The following is a 20,506-nucleotide window of genomic DNA, read 5'->3' as shown; positions in this document are numbered from 1 at the left end:
CACGCCGGGTCCGCGTTCGTAGCGCTGTGGCATTCGGGCATCGAGGGCTCGACAATTGAGGCCTACGGGCCGCGACGTCCGGCCTGACCGCCGGACAACCTCCGGAGCAGGCATGACCGACTCTTCACGGCGAGCAGACGACGACGCCGCGCCATGGCGCCGGTCGGCCCGGGGCATGGGCACGACCGGGACGTCCGAGCGCCTCGCCCTGAACCGGACGGGCAGCTTCGAATGGGATCTGGACGCCGGGACCGTGGATTTCGACGACGCCGGACTGACGGTCCTCGGCCTCGATCCCGCCTCGTTCGACGGATCGCCGTCGGCGCTGGTCGCCCGGCTGGACGACTCGGACCGGGCGCGCCTGGACGTGACCCTCGACGAGGCGCTCTGGGGCGGCGGCGACTCCTACAGTGTCCACTTCCAGGTGCCGATGGAGGACGGCACCCGGCAGTGGACCCACGTCCAGGCGCGGATCCTGCGGACCGGGGACGGTCGTGCGCGCCGTGTCATCGGTCTGGTGCGGGACGCGACCGCCGAGGTCACCCATTCGGCCTTCGTGCTGGACCTGGAGAAGAGACGCCGTCGTCAGACCGGCATCGTCGAACGCACCACCACTGCGATGTCACGCGCTGTCACCGTCGACGACGTGACAGCGGCCCTCACCGGCCCGGGCGGGCTGGTCGGGATCGGCGCGGACGGGCTCGCGCTCGGCCTGGTGGAGAACTCCGCGCTGAGGATCATCGCGCTGAGCGGCGACTCGGTCGAGGCCGTCGAGGGTCTGGGCTCCGGGCGGCTGAATCCGGCGCTGCCGCTCGGGGACACGGTTCTGAGCGGGCGGCCGCGGTTCATCACCTCGCTCTCCGAGCTGGTCAGGCGCTATCCCGTGCTCGAACCCCACGCCGGCGAACTGGACTTCCGCGCAGTCGCCTACCTGCCGTTGATCGCCCAGGCGCGCACGCTCGGAGGTCTCGCGCTCTTCTACCGTGACCGCACCGCGTTCAGCGCGGACGAGAGGATCCTCTGCCTGGGCCTGGCGGCCATCGTCGCCCAGTCCCTGCAGCGGGCCATCCTGTTCGACGAGGAGCGTGAGTTCGCCACCGGCCTCCAGTCGGCGATGCTGCCACGGCGCATCCAGGCGGTGGAGGGCGGCGAGATCGCGGTCCGCTACCACTCGGCCTGGAGCGGACGGGAGGTGGGCGGGGACTGGTACGACGTGATCACGCTGCCCCGCCACCGGATCGGCGTCGTGGTGGGCGACGTGCAGGGGCACGACACACACGCGGCGGCGATCATGGGTCAGCTCCGCATCGCCCTGCGCGCGTACGCGGCCGAGGGCCATGCTCCGGCGACGGTTCTCGCGCGGGCCTCACGGTTCCTGGCGGAGCTGGACACCGACCGGTTCGCCACGACCACGTACGCGCAGGTGGATCTCGCCACCGGTGCGGTGCGGGTGGCGAGGGCCGGACACTTCGGGCCGCTGATCAGGCACACCGACGGGCGGGTGGGCGCTCCGCAGGTCCGTGGAGGGCTGCCGCTCGGCATCTCCACCCACTTCCAGGACGAGGAGTTCCCCGAGACCCGCCTCGATCTGGTGCCCGGGGAGACGCTCGTCCTGTACACGGACGGTCTGGTGGAGGAGCCGGGCGCCGATGTGGACGCCGGGGTCGCCGCGCTGATCCGTGAGGTGAGCGAAGGCCCCGACGGCGCCGAGGCGCTGGCGGACCATCTGTCGGATCGCCTGTGGGAGCAGTGGGGTTCGGGGGACGACGTCGCGTTGCTGGTTCTGCGGCGCAGTCCGGATGTCGGGTCGGCGAGTGCGCCGAGGCTCCATCAGTACATCCACCAGGCGGATCCGCAAGGGCTGTCGGAGGCCCGGTCGATCGTCCGTCAGGCGCTGGCGGACTGGGATCTGGCGGCGCTCGCGGACGACGCGGAGCTGGTGACCGGGGAGCTTCTGGTCAACGTCCTGCTCCATACGGAGGGTGGCGCGGTACTGACCCTGGAAGTGCTGCCGGAGCCTGTCAGGCGCATCCGGCTGTCGGTGCAGGACCGGTCGAGCGTGTGGCCACGACGCCGTACCCCGGGCGAGACCTCGACGTCGGGGCGTGGTCTGCTCCTGCTCGACGCGGTGGCCGAACGGTGGGGCATCGAGCCGCGGGGCGAGGGGAAGGCCGTCTGGTGCGAGATCGGGCCCGGCTCCTGATCCGCGTGTCCGTGCGAGCGCGTTGCGGCACATGGTTCGTACGACCCCGTCGCAGAGAGAGCGGGCGAACGCGGCGGGGGTGAACCGCAACGGGGACTTTGCGGTGCACCCCCGTCCGGTACGTCGGTGTCGGACACCTCGGTGCCGGAAGGCGTCGGACGCGTCAGTGCTGGGCGCCGCGCCGCTTGCGGACGGACCACAGGATGCCGCCGCCGGCGAGCAGGACCGCGAACGCGGCTCCGCCGATGATCGGCGTCGCGGACGACGAACCGGTCTCGGCCAGGTCGGGCGCGCTGCTGCTGGGCTCGGCCGCTGCGGGCGCGGCCTCGGTGGCGGTCTCGCTCGGCGTCTCGCTCGCCTTCGGGGCCGAGGTCGGCGGCTCGGTGCTGGGCTTCTCGGAAGGCTTCTCGGTCGACGCGGGCGGAGGGGTGTCCTCTTCGCAGACCGGTGCGGTCTTCGTCTCGTCCCGCGAGAAGTTGGCGCCGTCGCCGGCCTTGACGACGAGGTGGACCGTCAGCTCCTTGTCGTGCTTCGGGAGCTGGAGCGGCTTGTCGGTCCTGAACTCCCGGCCGAACTTGGTCGTGGGAAGCAGAACTTCCCCGTCCACGATCGACACGGTCACCTCATTGGTGACCCCGGAGTTGTAGGCCGTCAGGTCGAGCGACACTTCGGAGCAGGTCACGGCCCAGGTGGGGGTGTGAGCTGCGGCCGGACCGGCGGAGATGACCCCGCCCGCCAGGCCGGCAACCGCGGCGGCCGCGAATGCTCCCGCGCCTCGCCACGATCTCCTGGGTATGGTCATGGATTCTTCCTCCATATGAGTTCACCGCTGAATGGCGGTGGGGCGCACAGTACTGCCCGCCGTCCCGGAGGCCACACCCGCCCCTGCTCAATGAGGTGCCAACCGCGCCCAGACCGCCGCCACTTGTGACATGCCGGACACTTCAGGATGGCCGGAAGCCACTCCCCCACTTCTTGTCCCGGTCGCCGTCGCCTCTGTTCAGAGGGGCTTGTGCATGATGTGCAGTCCCACATAGCCCTCGGTGGGATGGTTGAACCCCTCCGGCAGGGTCCCGATGACGTCGAAGCCGAGGGAGCGGTAGAGCCCGACCGCGCGGGTGTTCGTCTCCACCACGGCGTTGAACTGCATGGCCCGGTAGCCCGAAGTACGCGCCCAGTCCACGGTGTACCGGCACAGCGCCCGGCCCACGCCCCTGCCGGAATGCTCCGGGGAGACCATGTAGCTCGCGCTGGCGATGTGAGAGGCGTTGCCCATGTGGTTCCTGTTCATCTTGGCCGTGCCGAGTACGGTGCCGTCGTCGTCGACCGCGACGACCGCACGAGCGGGGGCGGGGACGAGCCACCACTCCCGGGCATCGCTCTCCTCGAGGTCCACGGGGTAGGTGAAGGTGTCGCCCGCTGCGACGATGGTCCGGAAGAAGGGCCAGATCGCGGGCCAGTCCGCGGGGTCGGCTTCTCTGATCAGCATGGGGTCACGATGCGGCGACGACCCGCACCCGGCAACTGATTTATCGTCCTCGGCCGCGAGAGGCCCGCGCTGCCGGGCCGGCCGCCTCCCAGCGCTCGCGGCCGGTGGTGCGCGCGACCGGGGGTGCGCCTGTCGCGGCATGACTTCGTCCGGATCATCCGGCGTCGTGTCCTGGCCGAGGGCTCGCGGCCGCCCGTGGTTTCGGCCGCGGAGGGAGGCTGCTTCGGGCGGCGTCCCGGCGAGGGGGCCGCGTCCACTCACGTGGAGCCCGGGCCGCGCCTGCTGCCGGCCTCGGAACCATGCCTGCCCCGCTCCTCCCGTGAGCCGGTCACCCGGTGCGACCGACGTAGCGGGGGGCGGCGGTTCTCGCCGGCTTGTGGAAACCCCTCCCGGACCGGGGAAGTCGCGGTCAGAGCCGATCGAATCGGTCGGCGCCCTGCCGCGTCGCGACGCCGAGGTGCTCACCGACCCGGTTGACCATCAGGGTCATCTCGTAGGCGACCTGCCCCACGTCCGCCTCGGCCGCGCTCAGCACGCACAGGCAACTGCCGTCCCCCGCGGCCGTCACGAAGAGCATGGCCTCGTCGAACTCCACCATGGTCTGACGGGCGCGGCCTGCCCCGAAGTGGCGGCCTGATCCGCGGGCCAGGCTCTGCAGCCCCGAGGACACGGCCGCCAGGTGCTCGGCGTCCTCCCGGGCGAGGCTCGTGCTGGCCCCGGTCACCAGCCCGTCGTTCGACAGCACCAGGGCATGCCGGATGTGCTCGACCCTTCCGGTCAGATCATCGAGGAGCCAGTCAAGTCCCCGTTCCAGCGCCATGTGTGCGTCCTCCCCGTTCATCTGTTCCCCGCGTCCCGCGCAAGCCTTGCGTACGGCCTGCCCGCGGGCAAGCGCGTCCCCGCCCCGGAGGCGCTGCTTCACGCCACGCCTCCGCACACCCCGGAACGGCGTCGCGCACGCTCGTCCGGACCGTGCGAGCGTGCGGACCTCCGGAGACCGGCCCGGCTGTCACGCAGATTCCGCGCCGTGGCCGACGGAGTCGAGGAGCCGCGCGGTGTGCATCCGCCCGGCGTATTCGACCATGCGGATCAGCACCTCCTTGCCGGAGTCGCGGTCGCGCGCGTCGCACAGGACGACGGGGGTGCCCCGGTCGAGGTCGAGTGCGCGTGAGACGTCGTCCTCGGCGTACGTACGCGCTCCCGTGAAGCAGTTGACGGCCACGACGAACGGGATACGCCGGTGCTCGAAGTAGTCGACCGCCGGGAAGCAGTCCTCCAGCCGGCGGGTGTCGGCCAGCACGACGGCACCGAGCGCGCCCTGGGAGAGCTCGTCCCACAGGAACCAGAAGCGGTCCTGACCGGGGGTGCCGAACAGATAGAGGGACAGACCGGAACGGATGGTGATCCTTCCGAAGTCCATGGCGACGGTCGTGGTCGTCTTCCGGGCCACCGGGCCGGTGTCGTCCACGGACTCTCCGGCCTCGCTGAGCAGTTCCTCGGTCCGCAGCGGCCGGATCTCGCTCACCGCGCCGACGAGGGTGGTCTTCCCGGCCCCGAAGCCACCGGCCACCAGTATCTTCAGTGCGAGCGCGCCGGATTCCACGGACTCTTCCTCGACCGTGCTGTGCAGGTTCTCGGACGACATCGACCACTTCTTCCGCGAAAGGCCATCGGTAGGGGCGACAGCATGACAATCAGGGGCGGGTGTCCGGAGGCGGTGAACGGATTCCCACGGATCTGTCCGAACGAAATCGCTCCGCGCCCGGACGCGTTCGCATTCCACTGCGAATGCGCGCGGTGCACGATCACCACCGATGCGCTCAGAGCGCCCGGAGGCCGTCGATCACTTCGCGCAGGATGCGCTCGTCGGGCAGGTACGCCGGCGGCACGGGCATGCTGACCCGTACGCACCCGGCTTCGAGGAGGTCGCCGAGCAGCACCCGGACCACGCCTACGGGCAGATCGGCTTCGGCGGACAGTTCCGCCACCGACTGGGGCTCCTCACGGCAGAGTGAGAGCAGGGACCGGTGCTCGGGCCCCAGCAGCGCGTAGCCCTCGCCGTCCGTACCGCTCCCGGCCGCCACGAGAGCCATCAGGTCGAACCGGACACCGGTCGCCCCCTCCGTCCTGCCGCCCGTGACCGCGTACGGCCTGACCAGAGGACCTGCCTCGGCGTCGTACCACCGGCTGCCGTCCGGTGCGGCCGTCGCGCCGCCGTCGCCGCGTCCGCCGTCCGGTGGTCGTGGAACCGTGCCCCCGAACGGCGGTCCGCCCTCGCCCATGCGTGTGCCTTCCTCAGCCTGCCGCCGGCGGCCCGGCGAGTCTGACCGGGGAGGCCAGGTGCTCCCCGACGCGCTTCACCAGGCGCGCCATCTCGTAGGCCACCAGTCCGATGTCCGCGGACGCGGTGCTGAGGACGGTGAGGCAGGAGCCGTCCCCGGCGGCGGCGACGAAGAGGAAACCGTCGTCCATCTCGACCATCGTCTGCCGGACGCCGCCGACACCGAAATGCCGGCCCGTCCCCTTCGCGAGGCTGTTGAAACCCGAGGCCACCGCCGCGAGGTGCTCGGCGTCCTCCCGGCTCAGCGCTTCGGACGACCCCACGGCGAGGCCGTCGTTGCTCAGGACGACGGCGTGGCGGATGTCGGTGACTCGTGCGACCAGATCGTCGAGGAGCCAGTCGAGTTCGCCCGTGCGGCGGGAAGCCCTTCCGGGCCTGTGGTTCACGATCATGCAGGGTCTCCTTCGGTGTGCGTGCGTGACGGCGCCGGGGCGGGGACCGCGGGCGGGGACTGGGCACCCGGCAGGGTGCCTCCCCCGCGCACCCACCCGTCGCGGTACGCCGTCATGCGAGCGCGCGCCAGTTCGGGTGTGCGTGCGGCCGGGGAGCCCGGTGCGTCGGGATCCGGGCCGTCTTCCTCGGAGGGCCGCTGTTCTCGGAGTTGCGGGACGAGACTGGCCTGCCGGATCCGACGCGGCAGCGTGCCGTCCTCCTCGGCCGCCTGCCGGTCGACCTGGACGGCCGGCCTGGGCGGGCGTGCCTGAGCGCCCCCGCCGGCCGGCTCGCGCGGCTCGAGGGCGGGGACGGCGACGGGCGTGGGGAACTCTGCGGCACGTGGTCCGGTCCGGGAGCCGAGGTCCTCCCTCACCACCTCGGTCGTGGTGGCCGGCGGGTCGGCGGCGGTCGGCGAGCCACCCGGGGGGCCGACGCGCAGCAACGCGGTGGGCAGGAGCACCACGGCGGTGGTCCCGCCGTAGGCGGAGGTGCGCAACTGGACCTTGACCTGGTGGCGGGCGGACAGTCGGCTGACGACGAAGAGACCGAGCCGGTCGCTGTCGAACAGGTCGAGCGTGTCGGACTGTGCGACACGCCTGTTGGCCTCGTCCAGGAGTTCCCTGCCCATGCCGAGGCCCCGGTCCTCGATCTCCAGGGCGTACCCGTTGCCCACCGGTTCGCCACTGATCCGTACCTTGGTGTGGGGCGGTGAGAACTGTGCCGCGTTCTCGACGAGTTCGGCCAGCAGGTGGGTGAGGTCGGCCACCGCCACGCCTTTGACGGCGGCGTCCGGGAGCGGCCTCACCTCGACCCGCGCGTAGTCCTCGATCTCGGAGACCGCCGCGCGGACGACGTCGGTGAGGGGTACGGGCATCCGCCAGGCGCGTCCGGGCGCGGCGCCCGAGAGGATGATCAGGCTCTCCGCGTGTCTGCGCATGCGGGTGGTCAGGTGGTCGAGGCGGAAGAGGTCGCCGAGTTCGCCCGGATCGTCGGTGCGCCGTTCCATTCCGTCCAGCAGGGCCAGTTGGCGGTGGACGAGCACCTGGCTGCGCCGGGCGAGGTTCACGAAGACGCCGGAGATGCCTCCGGCCAGTTCGGCGCGTTCCACGGCCGCGTCGAGTGCCGCGCGGTGCACGGTGTCCAGTGCCTCTCCCACCTGCCCGATCTCGTCGTGCGACGTCCGGGCGGTGGGCGCCTCCCGCCGTACGTCGATCTCCTCACCGGCGCGCAGTCGGCGCATGGCGTGGGGCAGTTTGTGCCGTGCGATCTCCAGGGCGCTGTCCCGGAGGCCGACGAGCTCGACGACGAGCGCCCGGCCGATCCGTACGGAGATGAGCAACGAGGCGGCCACCGCGAGGAATCCCAGGAGTACGGCCGCGCCGGACGGGGTGGACAGCACGCGGGCGAGGGGGAGCGCGTCGGCGGTGGCGCCGTTCTTCGCCGGCCGGCCGATGGAACGCAGTCCCTCCTGGACGGCTCCGGCGTCTCGCCCCCAGGCCCCGGGTGAGACCGCCGCCGCCGCGAGGCGTCCCGGCCGCGCGGCCAGGACGGTGTCCTCAGCCGCCTGGAGCCTCCGATAGGCGCCGCTGCCGGCAAGTCCGAGCCAGGCCTCCCGGCCGGCGCCGGGGACATCGCTCCCGGCGGCTTCGGCGAGCGCCCTGCGGCTCGCCACGGCCTCGCCGAACAGGTGCAGCCGCTGCCCTTCCAGGGTGCCGGTGAGTGCGGCGGCCGCGAGCAGGCTCTCCTCGCGGGCCAGCATCTCCCCGCTGCGGGTCAGTTCGAGAAGGACGCGAGGGGCGGAGCCGGTCGGTGAGTCCTGGCCCGAGGTCAGGGCTCCGGGGACCCGGAGGGCGGCCTCGATGGTCGAGGTGTAACGGGTGTAGGCGTCGTCCGTGCCCGAGGCCGCGCCGGTGTCCGCGCCCCGCGCGTCCAGGAGGCGGGCCCGCAGGGGGGCGAGGTCGCGCGCACGGTCCAGGAAGGCGCGGAGACGGGCCGCCGCTTCGGCGGGAAGGAAGCCGGCGTCGGCGACGCTGTGGTCCTCTCCCAGACGCAGCGCGCCCAGCGCCCCGTCGGTGCGGCTCACTCGTCGCTCCAGCTGGGCGGCGTGGCCGTCGCCGGGTTCGGCCAGCTGTCGCACCGCGGCGGTGCGTTCGTCCTGCAGCGCCTGGACGGCTGAGGCCACGGGCGTCAGGACGGTCTCGTCCACCCGTCGGACGTCGCGCTGACGGGCCAGGTCCTGGGCGGTGGTGACGGTGGCCAAGCCCCACAGAGCCAGCAGGGAGACCACCGGGACCATCAGCAGGGAGATGATCTTCGCCCGTACCGTCCTGGGGCGCAGCGAGATCCGTCCCGGCGGCTGTCCGCCGGTCGGGGGCGGTCCCGCCTCGTGCCCTTGGCCCTCGTCCGCGGGCGGTCCCGCGTGCGCGCGCCGTCCGCGTGGCGGGTTCGCGGGCCCGTCGGCGGGTGGGCCGGGGTCCGTGGTCGTCGTGCGGGGTGTGCGCATGGCCTCCTCGTTCCGGATGGGGAGCTCTCCGCCCCGAACTGCCTTGTGGCCGGGGCCCGCCACGGGGCCGGTGGCTCTCAGGGGGCCACGGCCCTCTCCCGCCGGGCGAGGGCGACGCCGCTCCGGGCGGGGGGTGCCGGCTCGGCCTGGCGGGTCCTCGCGGCGGGCGACAGCGCGACGAACGCCGAGGTGAGGAAGAGGTACGAGCCGAGTCCCACGGCGAGCGGGAAGATGAACTGCATCACCGTGGCCCCCGGGAGGGCGGCTCCGGACGGAGCGACCCGGACACCGACGGCGAGCATCCCCGTGTAGTGCATGCTGCTCACTGCCGCGCCCATGACGAGGGAGGCGAGGGCGACGGCCCGGGGCGACCTGATGTTGAGGGCTGCCCACAGAGCAGCGGTGGCGGCGACGACGGCGATGGCGACGGAGGCCGCGACGAGCCCCGGGTCGTACGTGACGACGCCGTGGAGCCTCAGGGCGGCCATACCCAGGTAGTGCATGCTCGCGACACCGAGACCGGTGGTGAGGCCCCCTGCGAGGAGGGCGGCGGGGCGATTGCGGCCGTAGCCGACCATGAAGACGCCCGCTCCCACGACGAGCATCGCGACCAGCAGGCTGAGAAGGGTGAGCGGCACGTCGTAGCGGATGTCGGTGCCGGTGACCCCGAAGCCGAGCATGGCGACGAAGTGCATCGTCCAGATCCCGGTTCCGAGAGCCGATGCGGCGGTGAGCAGCCAGTTCCGGCGGGAGCGGCCACGGGCTCCGAGCGCACGCACGGTACAGCGCAGCCCGAGGGCGGCGCCGATCGAGGCCATCGCGTACGACAGCACGGGGGTAAGCCAGCCGAAGGCGGCGTGGTCCAGGTGTCCCATGGGTCCGGGAGGCTAGCCCGCGGCGGACGGCACAACGGCGCCGCGTTTCGAAAGGTGCTGGGAGATGACAGAGAGTGGTGTGCCGCCGATCGGCCGGCGTCCGGACGAGTACGCCGACGCGATACGTTTCGCCCGGCTCCGGGCTGCGCGATCATCTCCTCATGGCCTATGACCACACGCACGTACAGGACTTCTTCACGACGCGCGCGGCGGGCTGGGACAGCCGCTTTCCCGACGACGGCCCCGCGTACGCAGCCGCGGTGGACGTGCTCGGGCTGGGTCCCGGCGACACGGTGGTCGACGCGGGGTGCGGCACGGGGCGTGCGCTGCCGGCCCTGCGTGCGGCGGTGGGAGCCGGGGGCACGGTCGTGGCGGCCGATCTGACGCCGGCGATGCTTGACCGGGCGAGGCTGGCGGGGAGGCAGGCGTACGGTTCGCTGCTGCTGGCGGACGTCACGCGGCTCCCGCTGCGCACGGGCTCCGCGGACGCCGTGTTCGCCGCCGGGCTGATCTCGCACCTCCCGGAGCCGCTCCAGGGGCTGCGGGAGCTGGCCCGCGTGGTCCGCCCCGGCGGCCGGCTGGCACTGTTCCATCCCGTCGGCCGGGCGGCTCTCGCGGCCAGGCACGGCAGGGACCTCGCCGACGACGATCTCAGGGCTGAGTCCAGGCTCGTCCCGCTGCTGGCGGAGGCGGGCTGGCACTGCACCGGTTACGTCGACGAGGACAGCAGGTTCCTGGTGCCGGCGGTGCGCACCGGCTGAGCGGTCGGCGGACCGGTCGGCCTCGAAGGTCAGGCGCCGGGTGAGCCGTTCGAACGGGGATGCGGCACTGGGCAGCCCCTGACGCCCGGGGTGGGGAAGGTGCCGAGGTCCGCGACCTCGTACCCCTCCCGATAGCCCTTGATCTCGGGGTTCTGACGGGCGTAGTGGGGCACCCTGCGGGGCGGCAGCAGCCTGACCGCCCGCGCCCTCAGCCGTAGCGCCCCGCGGGTCAGGCCGCGGGCGGTCCGCCCCGGTCGCTCGTACCGGAAGGCCCGCAGCAGCGAGTCGTCGAGCAGCGCGAGGCTCGCCCCGCGCACCAGCGGGGCGAGCGGGCGCGGATACCAGGAGCCCATCAGTTCCAGCGTGGCGTCGGAGACGGCGCGCGCCCCTTCGTCCCAGCCGAAGTGCTCGTTCTCGTACGCCTCCAGGAGACGCTCGAAGTCGTCATAGGTCTGCGGCAGGTCCTGGATGCCCATCCGGGCACCCAGGGTGCGGTAGTACGCGGCGAAGGCGCGCACTTCGTGGCCGGACAGCTTCCGCCAGCCGTAGGTGTCGAGCCAGCGTTTGGGCGTGACGACGAAGGTGCACAGGACGTAGCGCATGTCGTCGTTGCTGATGTCGTAGCTGCGGTGCATCGCGTTGATCCGGCGGATGGCGGTGCGGCCCCGGTCGCTCTCGAAGCCGTGCTCGAGCACCGTGTCCAGGAGCAGTGCGGTGTCGTCGTATCGCTTCTGTGAACGTTCCGTCAGTTCCGCCGTCCGCGCCAGCAGTCGGCCGATGCTGGGTACCGCGTAGGTCCGGTACAGGGCGAGTTCGAGGGCGCGGGTGATGTCCCAGGGGAATTCACAGGTCACGGTGAGCCGGTAGATCTCCAGGAAGTCCTTCTCGGGGTCCAGACGCCGGATCTCCCTCAGCCGCTCGTACCTCTTCGTCATGCCGTCCCCCCTCGTCCGCCGGAGCCACAACCCTACGGGCGGCGGGGTGCGGGCACCATGGCGCCAGGGGCGCGTCGGCCTGCCCGGACCATGCCGGGACCGGTGGCCGCCTCCACGTCTTCCCTTGTCAGGGCCTCGACGAGAGGGTTACCCAGTAGTTAAGGTGCGCCGACGGACCAAGCGATCTGGGATGAGGATGGGTGCTGTGGCTGGGACGGACGACACGGTCGCGGAGGACGACGCGCTCTTTGTGCTGACCGCGGTGCTGCTGACCCCCGCGCAGTTTCCCAGCGTGCTCGGCGACGACTACGTGGCCTCCTGCGAGTCCCTGGGGCTGGAGCCGTTCGCGGAAGGCTACGGCCTGGTGCTCGGCCAGGACGGTTCCGGCGCCCGCTGGACGGTCGTCGTCGAGGACGTCTCGCTGGTGGCCGTCGCCATCGCCGCGTGGGACTGCGGGATGGAGTACGACCTCTCCCCCGACGACCGGTCGGTGGTCTGCGCGCTGCCGGGATGGCCGCTCGCCCTCGCCGTCGCGGCGCCCGGCGTACCCGAGCCCCACGACCCCCTGCCCGACCCCGCCGAGGAGGGTGAGGCCCCCGCTCCGCTGACCCCGCCGGACACCGAGGTCTGGGGGCCGGCGCAGCGACGGCTCGGTGCCGACGAGATCGCGCTCCAGTGGGCCCTGTGGCGGGGGCAGATCGACGGTGGGAGCGAACCGGGGGAGGCCGATCCCGGCCCCGGCGAGCAGGAGGCGGAGGACGGTGGGGCTGACGCGCCCGAAGCCGTGGCCTCCGGTCAGCACCCCGGTGTGCGCCGAGCGCTCGCCGCCGCACGGGCGTACGTGGGCTCCCCGCCGCCGCCCGGCAGGATCAGGTCGGCCTTCGCGCCGGGCGGAGCCCGTACGCTCCGCGTGGACGGGCCGGGCTGGTCCCTCGTGGCGAGGACTGACGACATCGCCTTCGTCCTTCTCGACGAGGAACCGGGCGAGATCATCCCGGTGCACCGCGGTCCGGAGCTGCCAGGACTGCTGGAGTCACTCGATGCCCTGGCGGTCCGCCCTTCCTGACGGGGGACCGCTCCCGTCGGACCGGGGCGGCCGGACACCGCCCCGGCGCGGTGTCCGGAACGGTGGCTCCACGGCTGGGGACAGGCCGTCGCGTGCGCCGGACCCGACCGGCGCGAGGGGGCGTGTTCGGCCTCGCGCGGCGTCGCACCGGGCGCCGTCCGCTTCTCCGCGGACACCGGTGAGGCACAGCCTCCCGCGCCCCGATCCGTCCGGCCTCAGACGCGCTCCAGCGGACGATGGGGTTCAGCCGGCAGCCGCACTTCGATCCCGTCGCCCGGCCGGACCCGTCCGCCCGTGAGGACGACGCCCATGATCCCTGCCTTGCGCACGACGGCGCCGCCGGGCCCGCGCCCCACGACCTCCTTGAGCAGCCCCTTCCGGAAGTTCTCGATCTGGAGACAGGGGTTGCGCAGCCCCGTCACCTCGACCACGGCCTCCGGTCCGAGGTGGAGCAGCGTCCCCGTGGGCAGGTTCAGGAGGTCGATGCCGGCGGTGGTGACGTTCTCCCCGAGGTCCCCGGGCCCGACGTCGAATCCCGCCGTCCGGAGCTCGGCGAAGAGCTCCTCGTGGATGAGGTGGACCTGTCGCAGATTGGGCTGCGTCGGGTCCTGCGCGACCCGGGAGCGGTGCCTGACGGTGACACCGGCGTGGACGTCACCCTCCACACCGAGCCCGGCCAGGAGGGTGACGCTCTGCCTGTTCGGTTTGGTGAAGGAGTACGCGCCGTTGCTGCTGACCGCGGTGACCGTGCTGTTCAGCGCCCTATCTCCTTACGGCTGATCCTGCGGAGCCTGCGTCTCTGCGACGGGTCGAGCATCAGGTACCCCACCGCGGGTACGCCGATGAGAACCAGCAGCGACCACCAGAATCCGATGAACGGAATCAGGATGACGGCCGCGACGACTCCCCCGATGGCGATCTTTGCACCGTTTGACATGATCCATGCCTCCTTCGCGGCCGAAGCCGCTCCTGATGGGAGAACGCCTGTGCGCCCTTGTCGGTTCCACCTGCCCGGCGGGAGTTGCGGGGCGGGCCGGGACCGTGCGACGCGCCAATCCGGTTCCGGCCGCCTTCAGCGCAGCGGCTCGCCGACCTCGTGCATGTGGCGAAGGGCCTGGCGGTAGGACTCGACGATGCCCGTCTCGGCGTAGGGCATGCCGAGGGACGCGCAGTGCGCCTTCACGAGCGGCTGTGCCAGGCGCAGGTGCGGCCGGGGCATGCTCGGGAAGAGGTGGTGCTCGATCTGGTAGTTGAGGCCACCGAGCAGCCAGTCGGTGAGCACGGCCCCCCGCACGTTTCGCGAGGTGAGGACCTGTCGCTGAAGGTGTCCCCAGCGGTCTCCGTCGGGATCGGGCATCTCCATGCCCTTGTGGTTCGGCGCGAAGGCCATGCCCAGGTGGAGACCGAACAGCGCGTGGTGCACGAGCGCGAAGGTGAGGGCCTTGCCCGGGGACATCACGGTCAGCAGCAGCGTGCCGTACAGGCCGAGGTGGGTGGTGAGCAGAAGACCGGACAGGGCACGCTCACGGCCGGGCTGCCGGCGCAGGAACTGGAAGCCGTAGATCTTGAGGGCGAAGCCTTCCAGCAGCAGCATCGGGAAGAAGAGGCGGGCCTGGTTGCGGGTGAGCCACCGGGCGAAGCCCTCTCTGCGGACTGCCTGCCGCTGGGTCCACACCAGGGCGCCGACCCCGACGTCGGGGTCCTTGTCGACGTGGTTCGGGTTCGCGTGGTGCCGTACGTGCTTGTCGTTCCACCAGGCCTCGTTCATGCCGAGGAGGAGGTCGGCGTGCAGGAGCGCGAGGATTCTGCCGGCCCTGCGGTCGGCGGTCATCTGGGCGTGGCCGGCGTCGTGCCCGAAGAAGGCGGTCCTGGCCCACAGGACGGCGAGCGGCAGGGTGAGGAGCAGGTTCCACCAGGTGTCGCCGACCAGCGCCATGGCGGTGACGACGGCTCCGAGGGCCAGCAGATTGACGGTGATTCCCGTCGCGTACCAGCCGGTGCGCGACTCGAGCAGCCCCTGTCCTCTGACGGCCTTCAGCAGTGGGGCGAAATCACTTCCGGACGGCTGGGGTCCGGCTTTCTCCTCCGTTCCCTCATACGTACGCTGCGTTGGGGTGGCTGTAGCCGCTTGGGGCATGACGTCTCCGGTTTCCGAGCTTCCGCGCCGACTTCGTGAAAGGTACGAAGAACCGTCCTCCGCCGGCCATGGCGCCCTCACCCGGGTCGTGCGGGGGGTTACCCCACGGTCCGGTGGTGGTGCGAGCCGCACCCCGGGGCGGCGCCGCCCGTGGACGGCCCACGCGGCCTGGACCGGCTGGGCACCCCGGCCTCACCCGGTCACGGCGGCCACGCGTGAGTGCGGGCCGGCTCCGTCCCTTCCCGTGACGCGACTTCGACCTTTCCCGCGAATTCGGCGGCTTTCTCCTACTCGGAAGAAATTCAGGGAATTCAGGGGAGTGACGAAATGCGGAACTCGCGGCCGGCCTCGAGGGCATGGATGCAACAGGTAAGTCAAGACTTACCTTGACGGAACTTCGGCCGTATGGTGCGTCTCGAATCGAAGGAGTTCCTCGTTGTCGAAGACAAATGATTCCGCCGTACGCGAGGTCGAATCGGAGCAACGTCACGTGTCCTCGTTGTACGAGCTGCTCGCCCAGCGGCTCTCCGAGGCCCGGGCGCACCGGGCGAGTGTGCTGAAGGCCCAGGCGGACGGCCCCGGCGAGGCGTACGAGCGGGAGGTCGCCGCCGACCGTCTGGCCAGGGAGATGAACCGGCTGGAAGGGGCCGAGAAGGGGCTGGTCTTCGGACGCGTCGACCGGGCGGACGGTACGGCCCTGCGTATCGGGCGGATCGGGCTGCACACGGAGGAGGACGACCTGCCGCTGCTCGTGGACTGGCGCGCGAACGCGGCGCGGCCCTTCTACGAGGCGACACCGGTCCACCCGATGGGTCTGCGGCGGCGCCGGCATCTGCGCCTCGACGAGCGCACGGTCGCCTCGGTGACCGATGAACTGCTCGACGGGACCGCCCCTACCGACGAGGACGTCGTGGGGGACGGCCCGTTGGCCGAGGCTCTGTCGGCACGGCGTACGGGCAGGATGCACGCGGCCGTCGCGACGCTTCAGGCCGAGCAGGACGAGATCGTCCGCTCGGCCCACCGCGGGGTGACCGTGGTGCAGGGCGGGCCGGGCACCGGCAAGACGGTGGTCGCTCTGCACCGGGCGGCCTACGTCCTGTACGCGTTCCCTCGCGCGGCGGAGGAAGGCGTCCTGGTGGTGGGCCCCAACGCCCGTTTCCTCGACTACATCTCCCAGGTCCTTCCCTCGCTCGGGGAGAACGACGTCGATCTGATGACCTGTCAGGAACTCGCCGGAGTGTCCCCGGGCGCGGTGGACCCGTTCGGCACGGCGCGCCTCAAGGGGCGCCCGGACTTCGCCGACGCCTTGGCCGGCCTGCTGAGAGACCTCCAGGCTCCCGCCGGTGACCTCACCGTCCGGGTCGGGCAGGAACTGGTCCGTCTGTCCGAGAAGGAGGTCGCTTCCGCACGCACCGCCGCCCTGGCGGCCGCGTCCGGCCACAACCCCGCGCGCCAGGTGTTCAAGGAACTCCTGGTCGACGCGGTCACCGACGCGATGCAGCGGGACATGGGCGACCTCCTGGAGCAGATCGACGCCGACGCCGTGCGGATGACGGGGCTCGACCTCGATCGGTTCACGGGGGCCTCCCGGCACGGTGCCGAGGGCGCAGCCGCCCCGGGTCCGGCCCACGAGCTGGACCTGGACGCCATAGGGGCCGATCTCCTCGACGACGCCGGTGTCGACCGGGCGGTCGAGGCGCTGTGGCCGCGCCTGGTGCCCGGCGACCTGGTGGAGGCACTGCTGACGGATGCCGGCGCCCTGGCCGAGCGCCTGCCGGCCCTGACCCCTCAGGAGAGGTCCCTGGTCCTGCGTGATCCGGGCGCCCCGTGGACCGACGCGGACGTGCCACTGCTCGACGAGGCGGCGAGCCTGGTCGACGGCCCGCCCGGGCGGACGTACGGGCACGTCGTCGTCGACGAGGCGCAGGAACTGACCGCCATGCAGTGGCGGATGGTCGTCCGCCGCTGCCCGGCGAGGGCCATGACGCTGGTGGGTGACTTCGCCCAGTCGGGTCCGGCGACCACGGCACGCGACTGGAAGGAAGCCCTGAGCCCGCACGTCGGGACGCGCTTCCGGCTGCACGACCTGACGGTCAGTTACCGCACCACCCAGGAGATCCTGGAGAGCGTCCGGGACCTGCTCGCGCGGATCGCTCCGGACCAGCGGCCCACCCGGTCACTGCGCAGCGGCGAGAGCCCGCGCACCGTGACCACAGGTGCAGGCGGGCTGGCCACCGCCGTCGTGGAGGAACTGCGCGCGCAGAGCGCCGCGCACCCGGACGAACTCCTGGGAGTGATCTGCGCGGACACCCGGGTGGGTGAGTTGACGGCTCACGGCGTCACCGGCCTCGCACGCGTCGTGCCCGCGTCAGAGGCACGCGGCCTCGAGTTCGACGGGGTCGTCGTGCTCGGCCCCGAGGAGATCGTCACGGCCCGCCCCGGCGGGGAGAGGGACCTGTACGTGGCTCTGACCCGGGCCACCAAGCGTCTGTGCACGATCACCACCCGGCCGGTGTGACGCCGCGGGCGCACAAGGCAACGCGCCGTCGGCGGAGGCACCGGGGCGTTCCCCGGTGCCTCCGCGCCCTCGCCCTCGCCCACCTCACGTGACCACCGGGCCGGTCGCCACGTCGTCGTGGTGGAGGGAACCACGGGGCGCCGGCAGGCGTGTCGGCTGGTACCGGCCCGAGGATCAGGAGTGCTCACATGCGGCGTAGGCGGATTCTGCACGGCGGCGCGCTCGCGGCCGTCTCGGCGCTCCTGCCCGCCTCCGTACGGGCCGAGTCCGTTCCCGCGGGGGCGACGGACCACCCGGAAGCCCGGTGGTATCCGGCCTCTGCGTCGAACCGGACCGCTTCGAAGGGCATTTCACCGCGGCCGGTGGATCTGGTCGTGATCCATGTCGCCCAGCAGTCGTTCTCCCAGACGGTGGGCATCTTCCGGAATCCGGCGAAGAAGGTGTCGGCACACTACGTGGTGCGCTCGGGGGACGGCTTCGTGGCGCAGTGCGTGCGGGAGGACGACATCGCCTGGCACGCGGGCAACTGGGACTACAACACCCGGAGCATCGGCATCGAGCACGAGGGCTGGATCGACGAGCCGGAATACTTCACGCGCTCGATGTACGAGCGTTCCGCGAGGCTGACCGCCGGCATCTGCGACCGCCACGGCCTGCGGAAGGACCGCGCGCACATCATCGGTCACCACGAGGTGCCCGGCAGCGACCACACCGACCCGGGGGACGCCTGGGACTGGGACCGCTACATCGGTCTCGTCAATCTGGTCTGAGCCGGGGTGCCACGCGAGGTGCGGCACCGGGGCACGCGAGCCCGCGATGATCCGGACGGGAGGCGCTAAGGACCGTCCCGGTCACCGGGTCCGCGCAGCGGGGCTCCGGCCTCTCCCGGTCCCGAGGTCCGGCCGTCCGGCCCCGGCAGCGCTTCGTCCGCACCCGCCATGGGCTGCGCCATGGCTCCGTCGCCCCTGAGGCGTTCCAGGTCGGATGCGCGTACCTGGATGACGAAGAGAGCGATCAGCGCGGCGACCACGGCGAGGACGGCCGCGGCGACGAAGGCGCTGGACACCCCCGAGGCGAGGACCTGGTCGCCCCAGGGCGAGGGAAGTTCACCTGTCCTGCGGAACTCCAGCTGCTGGGCGGGCGTCGCCTCGGCCATGAAGCGGGGGAACTGGTCCTCGGCCTCGTTGCGGCTGGCCGTACCGAAGACGGTGACGAGGATGGACAGGCCGAGCGAACCACCCACCTGCTGGGTGGCGTTGAGCACTCCGGACGCGGCGCCCGCCTCGCGCGGGGCGACACCCGACACCGCCATCAGCGTGAGTGACACGAACTGCATGCCCATGCCGAACCCGAACACCAGGATCGGTCCCAGGATGCTTCCGAGATAGCTGCTGTCCACGTCGGTCAGCGTCAGCCAGCTGAGGCCGGCCGCGGCGAAGACCGCTCCCGTCACCATGAAGGGCTTGGGTCCCCACCTGGGCAGCAGCTGGGACGCGATCCCGGCGCTGACGGCGATGATCGCGCTGACCGGCAGGAAGGCCAGACCGGCTCGCAGCGGACTGAAGTCGAGGATGTTCTGGACGAACAGGGTCAGGAAGAAGAACATCCCGAACATCGCAGCGGCGAGACTCAGCATGATCCCGTAGGTGCCGGCCCTGTTGCGGTCCCGGAACATGCCCAGCGGGGTGATCGGCTGTCTGGACTTGCGTTCGACCGCCAGGAAGGCTGCGAGGAACGCCACGGCCGCGACGAAGGCGCCGATCGTCAGGGCGTCGCTCCAGCCGTCCTCGGACGCTCTGATGAAGCCGTAGACGAGCAGCACCATGCCGAGGGTGGAGGTGAGCGCGCCCAGCAGGTCGAAGTGGCCCGGATGCCGTTCGGATTCCTTGATGAACCGCGGTGTGGCGAAGGCGATCAGGAGCCCGATGGGCACGTTGACGAACAGCACCCACCGCCAGTCGAGCCATTCCACCAGGACACCGCCGGCGAGCAGACCGATGGCGCTGCCGCCCGCGGACACCGCCGCGAAGACGCCGAACGCCCTGTTGCGCGCGGGGCCTTCGTCGAAGGTGGTGGTGATGAGGGAGAGCGCGGTCGGTGACGCGATGGCCCCGCCCACCCCCTGCAGCGCACGGGCCGCCAGCAGTTGCCACGACTCCTGCGAGAGTCCGCCCAGCAAGGAGGCGAGCACGAAGAGCAGGACGCCGAAGACGAAGACCCTCCGGCGTCCGAGGATGTCGCCCAGCCTCCCACCCAGCAGGAGCAGCCCGCCGAAGGTCAGCGTGTAGGCGTTGATCACCCACGACAGGGTCTCCGTCGAGAAGCCGAGCGAGGTCTGGATGTGCGGCAGGGCGATGTTCACGATGGTGATGTCGAGGACCACCATCAGCTGACACGAACAGATGATGAGCAGCGCGATGCCGTTGCCGCGGCCCTTCTCGGGGGAGGCGGCAACGGGCGCGGAATTCGCTCGGGAAGAGGTCATAGGTCTGTGTGCCATCGGGTCGGCAGTGCGTACAGACGGTGAACGCGAATCGTTCACTCCCCGACGGTAGGACGGACCGGAGGGCACCGCCAATCGATCACACGCGGGCCGTCCGCCCGCCTCGGCAGCGAAGGCGCGGCCGCCGGTATCCGCAGGCGCCGTGGGTCGCGGGCCGGTCCGCAGCGGGGCCGAGACCCTGCCGGGTACGTGGACCTGCGAGCGGTGCGAGCCGTTCGCGGCCCGGCCGTCCGGCTTCACCCGTTCGCCCCGCGCGTCCTGCGCGCGGCGGACCGCCGCGTGCAGAGTCGTAGGCATGAGCGAGAGCGGTGACTCCCAGGGGCCCGACGCGCGACGCCTCGGACCGGCCGGCGCCGTGGACACGACCGTGGAGGCGCTCGGTGCGCTGTCGGAGGCGCTGGAAACCGTGGAACGTGCCCGCGGGCAGCTCTACGGCTTCCATCAGCTCACCGGAGGCGCGGACCTCGCGCTGGACCGGGCGGTCGAGTTGCTCCGGATGGCCGGTCACGCCGAGCAGGCCGATCTGGTGGAACGCGAGATCGTGGGCCGGAACGTCGTTCCCGGCCGCTGGACCTTCCAGTTGGTCGAGGAGTACGAGGACACCTACTACCGGCCGTTCGCCGAGGTCGAGGAGCGGCTGCGCCGCGAGCTCGCCGGGGGGCGGCGGCACCTGTACGAAGCGGCGATGAAGGAAGCCCGCCGGACGCACGGCCACCCCCAGCACACCGCGCGGCCCTGAC

Annotated in this window: 19 protein-coding genes; 6 read left to right on the top strand and 13 right to left on the bottom strand. The window is 71.8% G+C overall.

All coding sequences use genetic code 11. From position 1 onward, the window contains the following. Positions 1–112 precede the first annotated feature (112 nt). The gene (locus ACFXOA_RS19410) at positions 113–2,203 is read left to right on the top strand and encodes a SpoIIE family protein phosphatase (RefSeq protein WP_385029557.1); all 2,091 of its coding nucleotides are present in this window, start codon (positions 113–115) and stop codon (positions 2,201–2,203) included. A gap of 163 nt (positions 2,204–2,366) precedes the next feature. Here the strand turns inward: ACFXOA_RS19410 and ACFXOA_RS19405 are convergent, their stop codons facing one another. The 8 genes from ACFXOA_RS19405 to ACFXOA_RS19370 all read right to left on the bottom strand — a co-directional run bounded on the left by ACFXOA_RS19405 (position 2,367) and on the right by ACFXOA_RS19370 (position 9,846). Further along, positions 2,367–3,005, bottom strand: a complete 639-nt coding sequence (locus ACFXOA_RS19405) for an LAETG motif-containing sortase-dependent surface protein (protein WP_385029553.1) — start codon at positions 3,003–3,005, stop codon at positions 2,367–2,369. A 198-nt stretch (positions 3,006–3,203) separates the two neighbouring features. Then, entirely contained in the window at positions 3,204–3,692 is a 489-nt protein-coding gene (locus ACFXOA_RS19400; RefSeq protein ID WP_385029550.1) for a GNAT family N-acetyltransferase, read from the bottom strand. Between the two features lie 409 nt (positions 3,693–4,101). After that, positions 4,102–4,512: a roadblock/LC7 domain-containing protein gene (locus ACFXOA_RS19395; RefSeq protein WP_385029760.1), complete on the bottom strand. Its 411-nt coding sequence runs from the start codon at positions 4,510–4,512 to the stop codon at positions 4,102–4,104. A gap of 189 nt (positions 4,513–4,701) precedes the next feature. Then, the gene (locus ACFXOA_RS19390) at positions 4,702–5,337 is read right to left on the bottom strand and encodes an ATP/GTP-binding protein (RefSeq protein ID WP_385029547.1); all 636 of its coding nucleotides are present in this window, start codon (positions 5,335–5,337) and stop codon (positions 4,702–4,704) included. A 175-nt stretch (positions 5,338–5,512) separates the two neighbouring features. Next, on the bottom strand, positions 5,513–5,974 hold the full coding sequence (locus ACFXOA_RS19385; protein WP_385029545.1) for a DUF742 domain-containing protein: 462 nt from the start codon (positions 5,972–5,974) through the stop codon (positions 5,513–5,515). Between the two features lie 13 nt (positions 5,975–5,987). Then, positions 5,988–6,425, bottom strand: a complete 438-nt coding sequence (locus ACFXOA_RS19380; RefSeq protein ID WP_385029542.1) for a roadblock/LC7 domain-containing protein — start codon at positions 6,423–6,425, stop codon at positions 5,988–5,990. Further along, positions 6,422–8,971, bottom strand: a complete 2,550-nt coding sequence (locus ACFXOA_RS19375) for a nitrate- and nitrite sensing domain-containing protein (protein WP_385029539.1) — start codon at positions 8,969–8,971, stop codon at positions 6,422–6,424. Before ACFXOA_RS19375 ends, ACFXOA_RS19380 begins: the two co-directional genes overlap by 4 nt. Positions 8,972–9,048: 77 nt before the next feature. After that, a complete protein-coding gene (locus tag ACFXOA_RS19370; protein ID WP_385029536.1) occupies positions 9,049–9,846 on the bottom strand; it encodes an MHYT domain-containing protein in 798 nt (265 codons plus the stop codon). A 161-nt stretch (positions 9,847–10,007) separates the two neighbouring features. Here ACFXOA_RS19370 and ACFXOA_RS19365 point away from each other — a divergent pair, with 161 nt between their 5' ends. Next, positions 10,008–10,607 carry a class I SAM-dependent methyltransferase gene (locus ACFXOA_RS19365; RefSeq protein WP_385029533.1) on the top strand — a complete coding sequence of 200 codons (600 nt, stop codon included), beginning with the start codon at positions 10,008–10,010 and terminating at the stop codon, positions 10,605–10,607. Between the two features lie 29 nt (positions 10,608–10,636). Here ACFXOA_RS19365 and ACFXOA_RS19360 read toward each other — a convergent pair whose 3' ends face one another. Next, on the bottom strand, positions 10,637–11,542 hold the full coding sequence (locus tag ACFXOA_RS19360; RefSeq protein WP_385029530.1) for an oxygenase MpaB family protein: 906 nt from the start codon (positions 11,540–11,542) through the stop codon (positions 10,637–10,639). Positions 11,543–11,747: 205 nt separating this feature from the next. On the opposite strand from ACFXOA_RS19360, the gene ACFXOA_RS19355 reads away from it, so the two are divergent. Continuing rightward, positions 11,748–12,608, top strand: coding sequence for a hypothetical protein (locus ACFXOA_RS19355; RefSeq protein ID WP_385029527.1), 861 nt, complete (start codon positions 11,748–11,750; stop codon positions 12,606–12,608). A gap of 215 nt (positions 12,609–12,823) precedes the next feature. Here the strand turns inward: ACFXOA_RS19355 and ACFXOA_RS19350 are convergent, their stop codons facing one another. From ACFXOA_RS19350 to ACFXOA_RS19340, 3 genes are all read right to left on the bottom strand, one after another. Beyond that, positions 12,824–13,366, bottom strand: coding sequence for an MOSC domain-containing protein (locus tag ACFXOA_RS19350; RefSeq protein ID WP_385029757.1), 543 nt, complete (start codon positions 13,364–13,366; stop codon positions 12,824–12,826). Beyond that, a complete protein-coding gene (locus ACFXOA_RS19345) occupies positions 13,363–13,545 on the bottom strand; it encodes a hypothetical protein (protein ID WP_362552887.1) in 183 nt (60 codons plus the stop codon). Before ACFXOA_RS19345 ends, ACFXOA_RS19350 begins: the two co-directional genes overlap by 4 nt. 135 nt (positions 13,546–13,680) lie before the next feature. Further along, the gene (locus tag ACFXOA_RS19340) at positions 13,681–14,745 is read right to left on the bottom strand and encodes an acyl-CoA desaturase (RefSeq protein ID WP_385029524.1); all 1,065 of its coding nucleotides are present in this window, start codon (positions 14,743–14,745) and stop codon (positions 13,681–13,683) included. Between the two features lie 490 nt (positions 14,746–15,235). Here ACFXOA_RS19340 and ACFXOA_RS19335 point away from each other — a divergent pair, with 490 nt between their 5' ends. Together ACFXOA_RS19335 and ACFXOA_RS19330 are read left to right on the top strand one after the other, a co-directional pair. Beyond that, complete coding sequence (locus ACFXOA_RS19335) at positions 15,236–17,263, top strand: HelD family protein (protein ID WP_385029755.1); 2,028 nt, start codon at positions 15,236–15,238, stop codon at positions 17,261–17,263. A gap of 188 nt (positions 17,264–17,451) precedes the next feature. Further along, positions 17,452–18,033, top strand: a complete 582-nt coding sequence (locus tag ACFXOA_RS19330; RefSeq protein ID WP_385029521.1) for an N-acetylmuramoyl-L-alanine amidase — start codon at positions 17,452–17,454, stop codon at positions 18,031–18,033. Between the two features lie 65 nt (positions 18,034–18,098). Here the strand turns inward: ACFXOA_RS19330 and ACFXOA_RS19325 are convergent, their stop codons facing one another. Next, positions 18,099–19,748: an MFS transporter gene (locus ACFXOA_RS19325; RefSeq protein ID WP_385029518.1), complete on the bottom strand. Its 1,650-nt coding sequence runs from the start codon at positions 19,746–19,748 to the stop codon at positions 18,099–18,101. Between the two features lie 313 nt (positions 19,749–20,061). On the opposite strand from ACFXOA_RS19325, the gene ACFXOA_RS19320 reads away from it, so the two are divergent. Next, positions 20,062–20,505, top strand: a complete 444-nt coding sequence (locus ACFXOA_RS19320) for a hypothetical protein (protein ID WP_385029515.1) — start codon at positions 20,062–20,064, stop codon at positions 20,503–20,505. Position 20,506: the final 1 nt, after the last annotated feature.

This window comes from Streptomyces sp. NPDC059166, from assembly GCF_042755185.1.
Classification (GTDB): Bacteria; Actinomycetota; Actinomycetes; order Streptomycetales; family Streptomycetaceae; genus Streptomyces.
The sequence above is the reverse complement of the archived record's forward strand: the minus strand, read 5'-3'. Positions and strand labels throughout refer to the sequence as shown.

What these genes read in the sequence shown, in the direction of transcription:
- ACFXOA_RS19375 (WP_385029539.1), bottom strand. Translation starts at nt 8,971, where the DNA reads ATGCGCACACCCCGCACGACGACCACGGACCCCGGCCCACCCGCCGAC.
- ACFXOA_RS19390 (WP_385029547.1), bottom strand. Translation starts at nt 5,337, where the DNA reads ATGTCGTCCGAGAACCTGCACAGCACGGTCGAGGAAGAGTCCGTGGAA.
- ACFXOA_RS19370 (WP_385029536.1), bottom strand. Translation starts at nt 9,846, where the DNA reads ATGGGACACCTGGACCACGCCGCCTTCGGCTGGCTTACCCCCGTGCTG.
- ACFXOA_RS19340 (WP_385029524.1), bottom strand. Translation starts at nt 14,745, where the DNA reads ATGCCCCAAGCGGCTACAGCCACCCCAACGCAGCGTACGTATGAGGGA.
- ACFXOA_RS19325 (WP_385029518.1), bottom strand. Translation starts at nt 19,748, where the DNA reads ATGACCTCTTCCCGAGCGAATTCCGCGCCCGTTGCCGCCTCCCCCGAG.
- ACFXOA_RS19395 (WP_385029760.1), bottom strand. Translation starts at nt 4,512, where the DNA reads ATGGCGCTGGAACGGGGACTTGACTGGCTCCTCGATGATCTGACCGGA.
- ACFXOA_RS19365 (WP_385029533.1), top strand. Translation starts at nt 10,008, where the DNA reads ATGGCCTATGACCACACGCACGTACAGGACTTCTTCACGACGCGCGCG.
- ACFXOA_RS19320 (WP_385029515.1), top strand. Translation starts at nt 20,062, where the DNA reads ATGAGCGAGAGCGGTGACTCCCAGGGGCCCGACGCGCGACGCCTCGGA.
- ACFXOA_RS19405 (WP_385029553.1), bottom strand. Translation starts at nt 3,005, where the DNA reads ATGACCATACCCAGGAGATCGTGGCGAGGCGCGGGAGCATTCGCGGCC.
- ACFXOA_RS19330 (WP_385029521.1), top strand. Translation starts at nt 17,452, where the DNA reads ATGCGGCGTAGGCGGATTCTGCACGGCGGCGCGCTCGCGGCCGTCTCG.
- ACFXOA_RS19345 (WP_362552887.1), bottom strand. Translation starts at nt 13,545, where the DNA reads ATGTCAAACGGTGCAAAGATCGCCATCGGGGGAGTCGTCGCGGCCGTC.
- ACFXOA_RS19360 (WP_385029530.1), bottom strand. Translation starts at nt 11,542, where the DNA reads ATGACGAAGAGGTACGAGCGGCTGAGGGAGATCCGGCGTCTGGACCCC.
- ACFXOA_RS19380 (WP_385029542.1), bottom strand. Translation starts at nt 6,425, where the DNA reads ATGATCGTGAACCACAGGCCCGGAAGGGCTTCCCGCCGCACGGGCGAA.
- ACFXOA_RS19410 (WP_385029557.1), top strand. Translation starts at nt 113, where the DNA reads ATGACCGACTCTTCACGGCGAGCAGACGACGACGCCGCGCCATGGCGC.
- ACFXOA_RS19400 (WP_385029550.1), bottom strand. Translation starts at nt 3,692, where the DNA reads ATGCTGATCAGAGAAGCCGACCCCGCGGACTGGCCCGCGATCTGGCCC.
- ACFXOA_RS19385 (WP_385029545.1), bottom strand. Translation starts at nt 5,974, where the DNA reads ATGGGCGAGGGCGGACCGCCGTTCGGGGGCACGGTTCCACGACCACCG.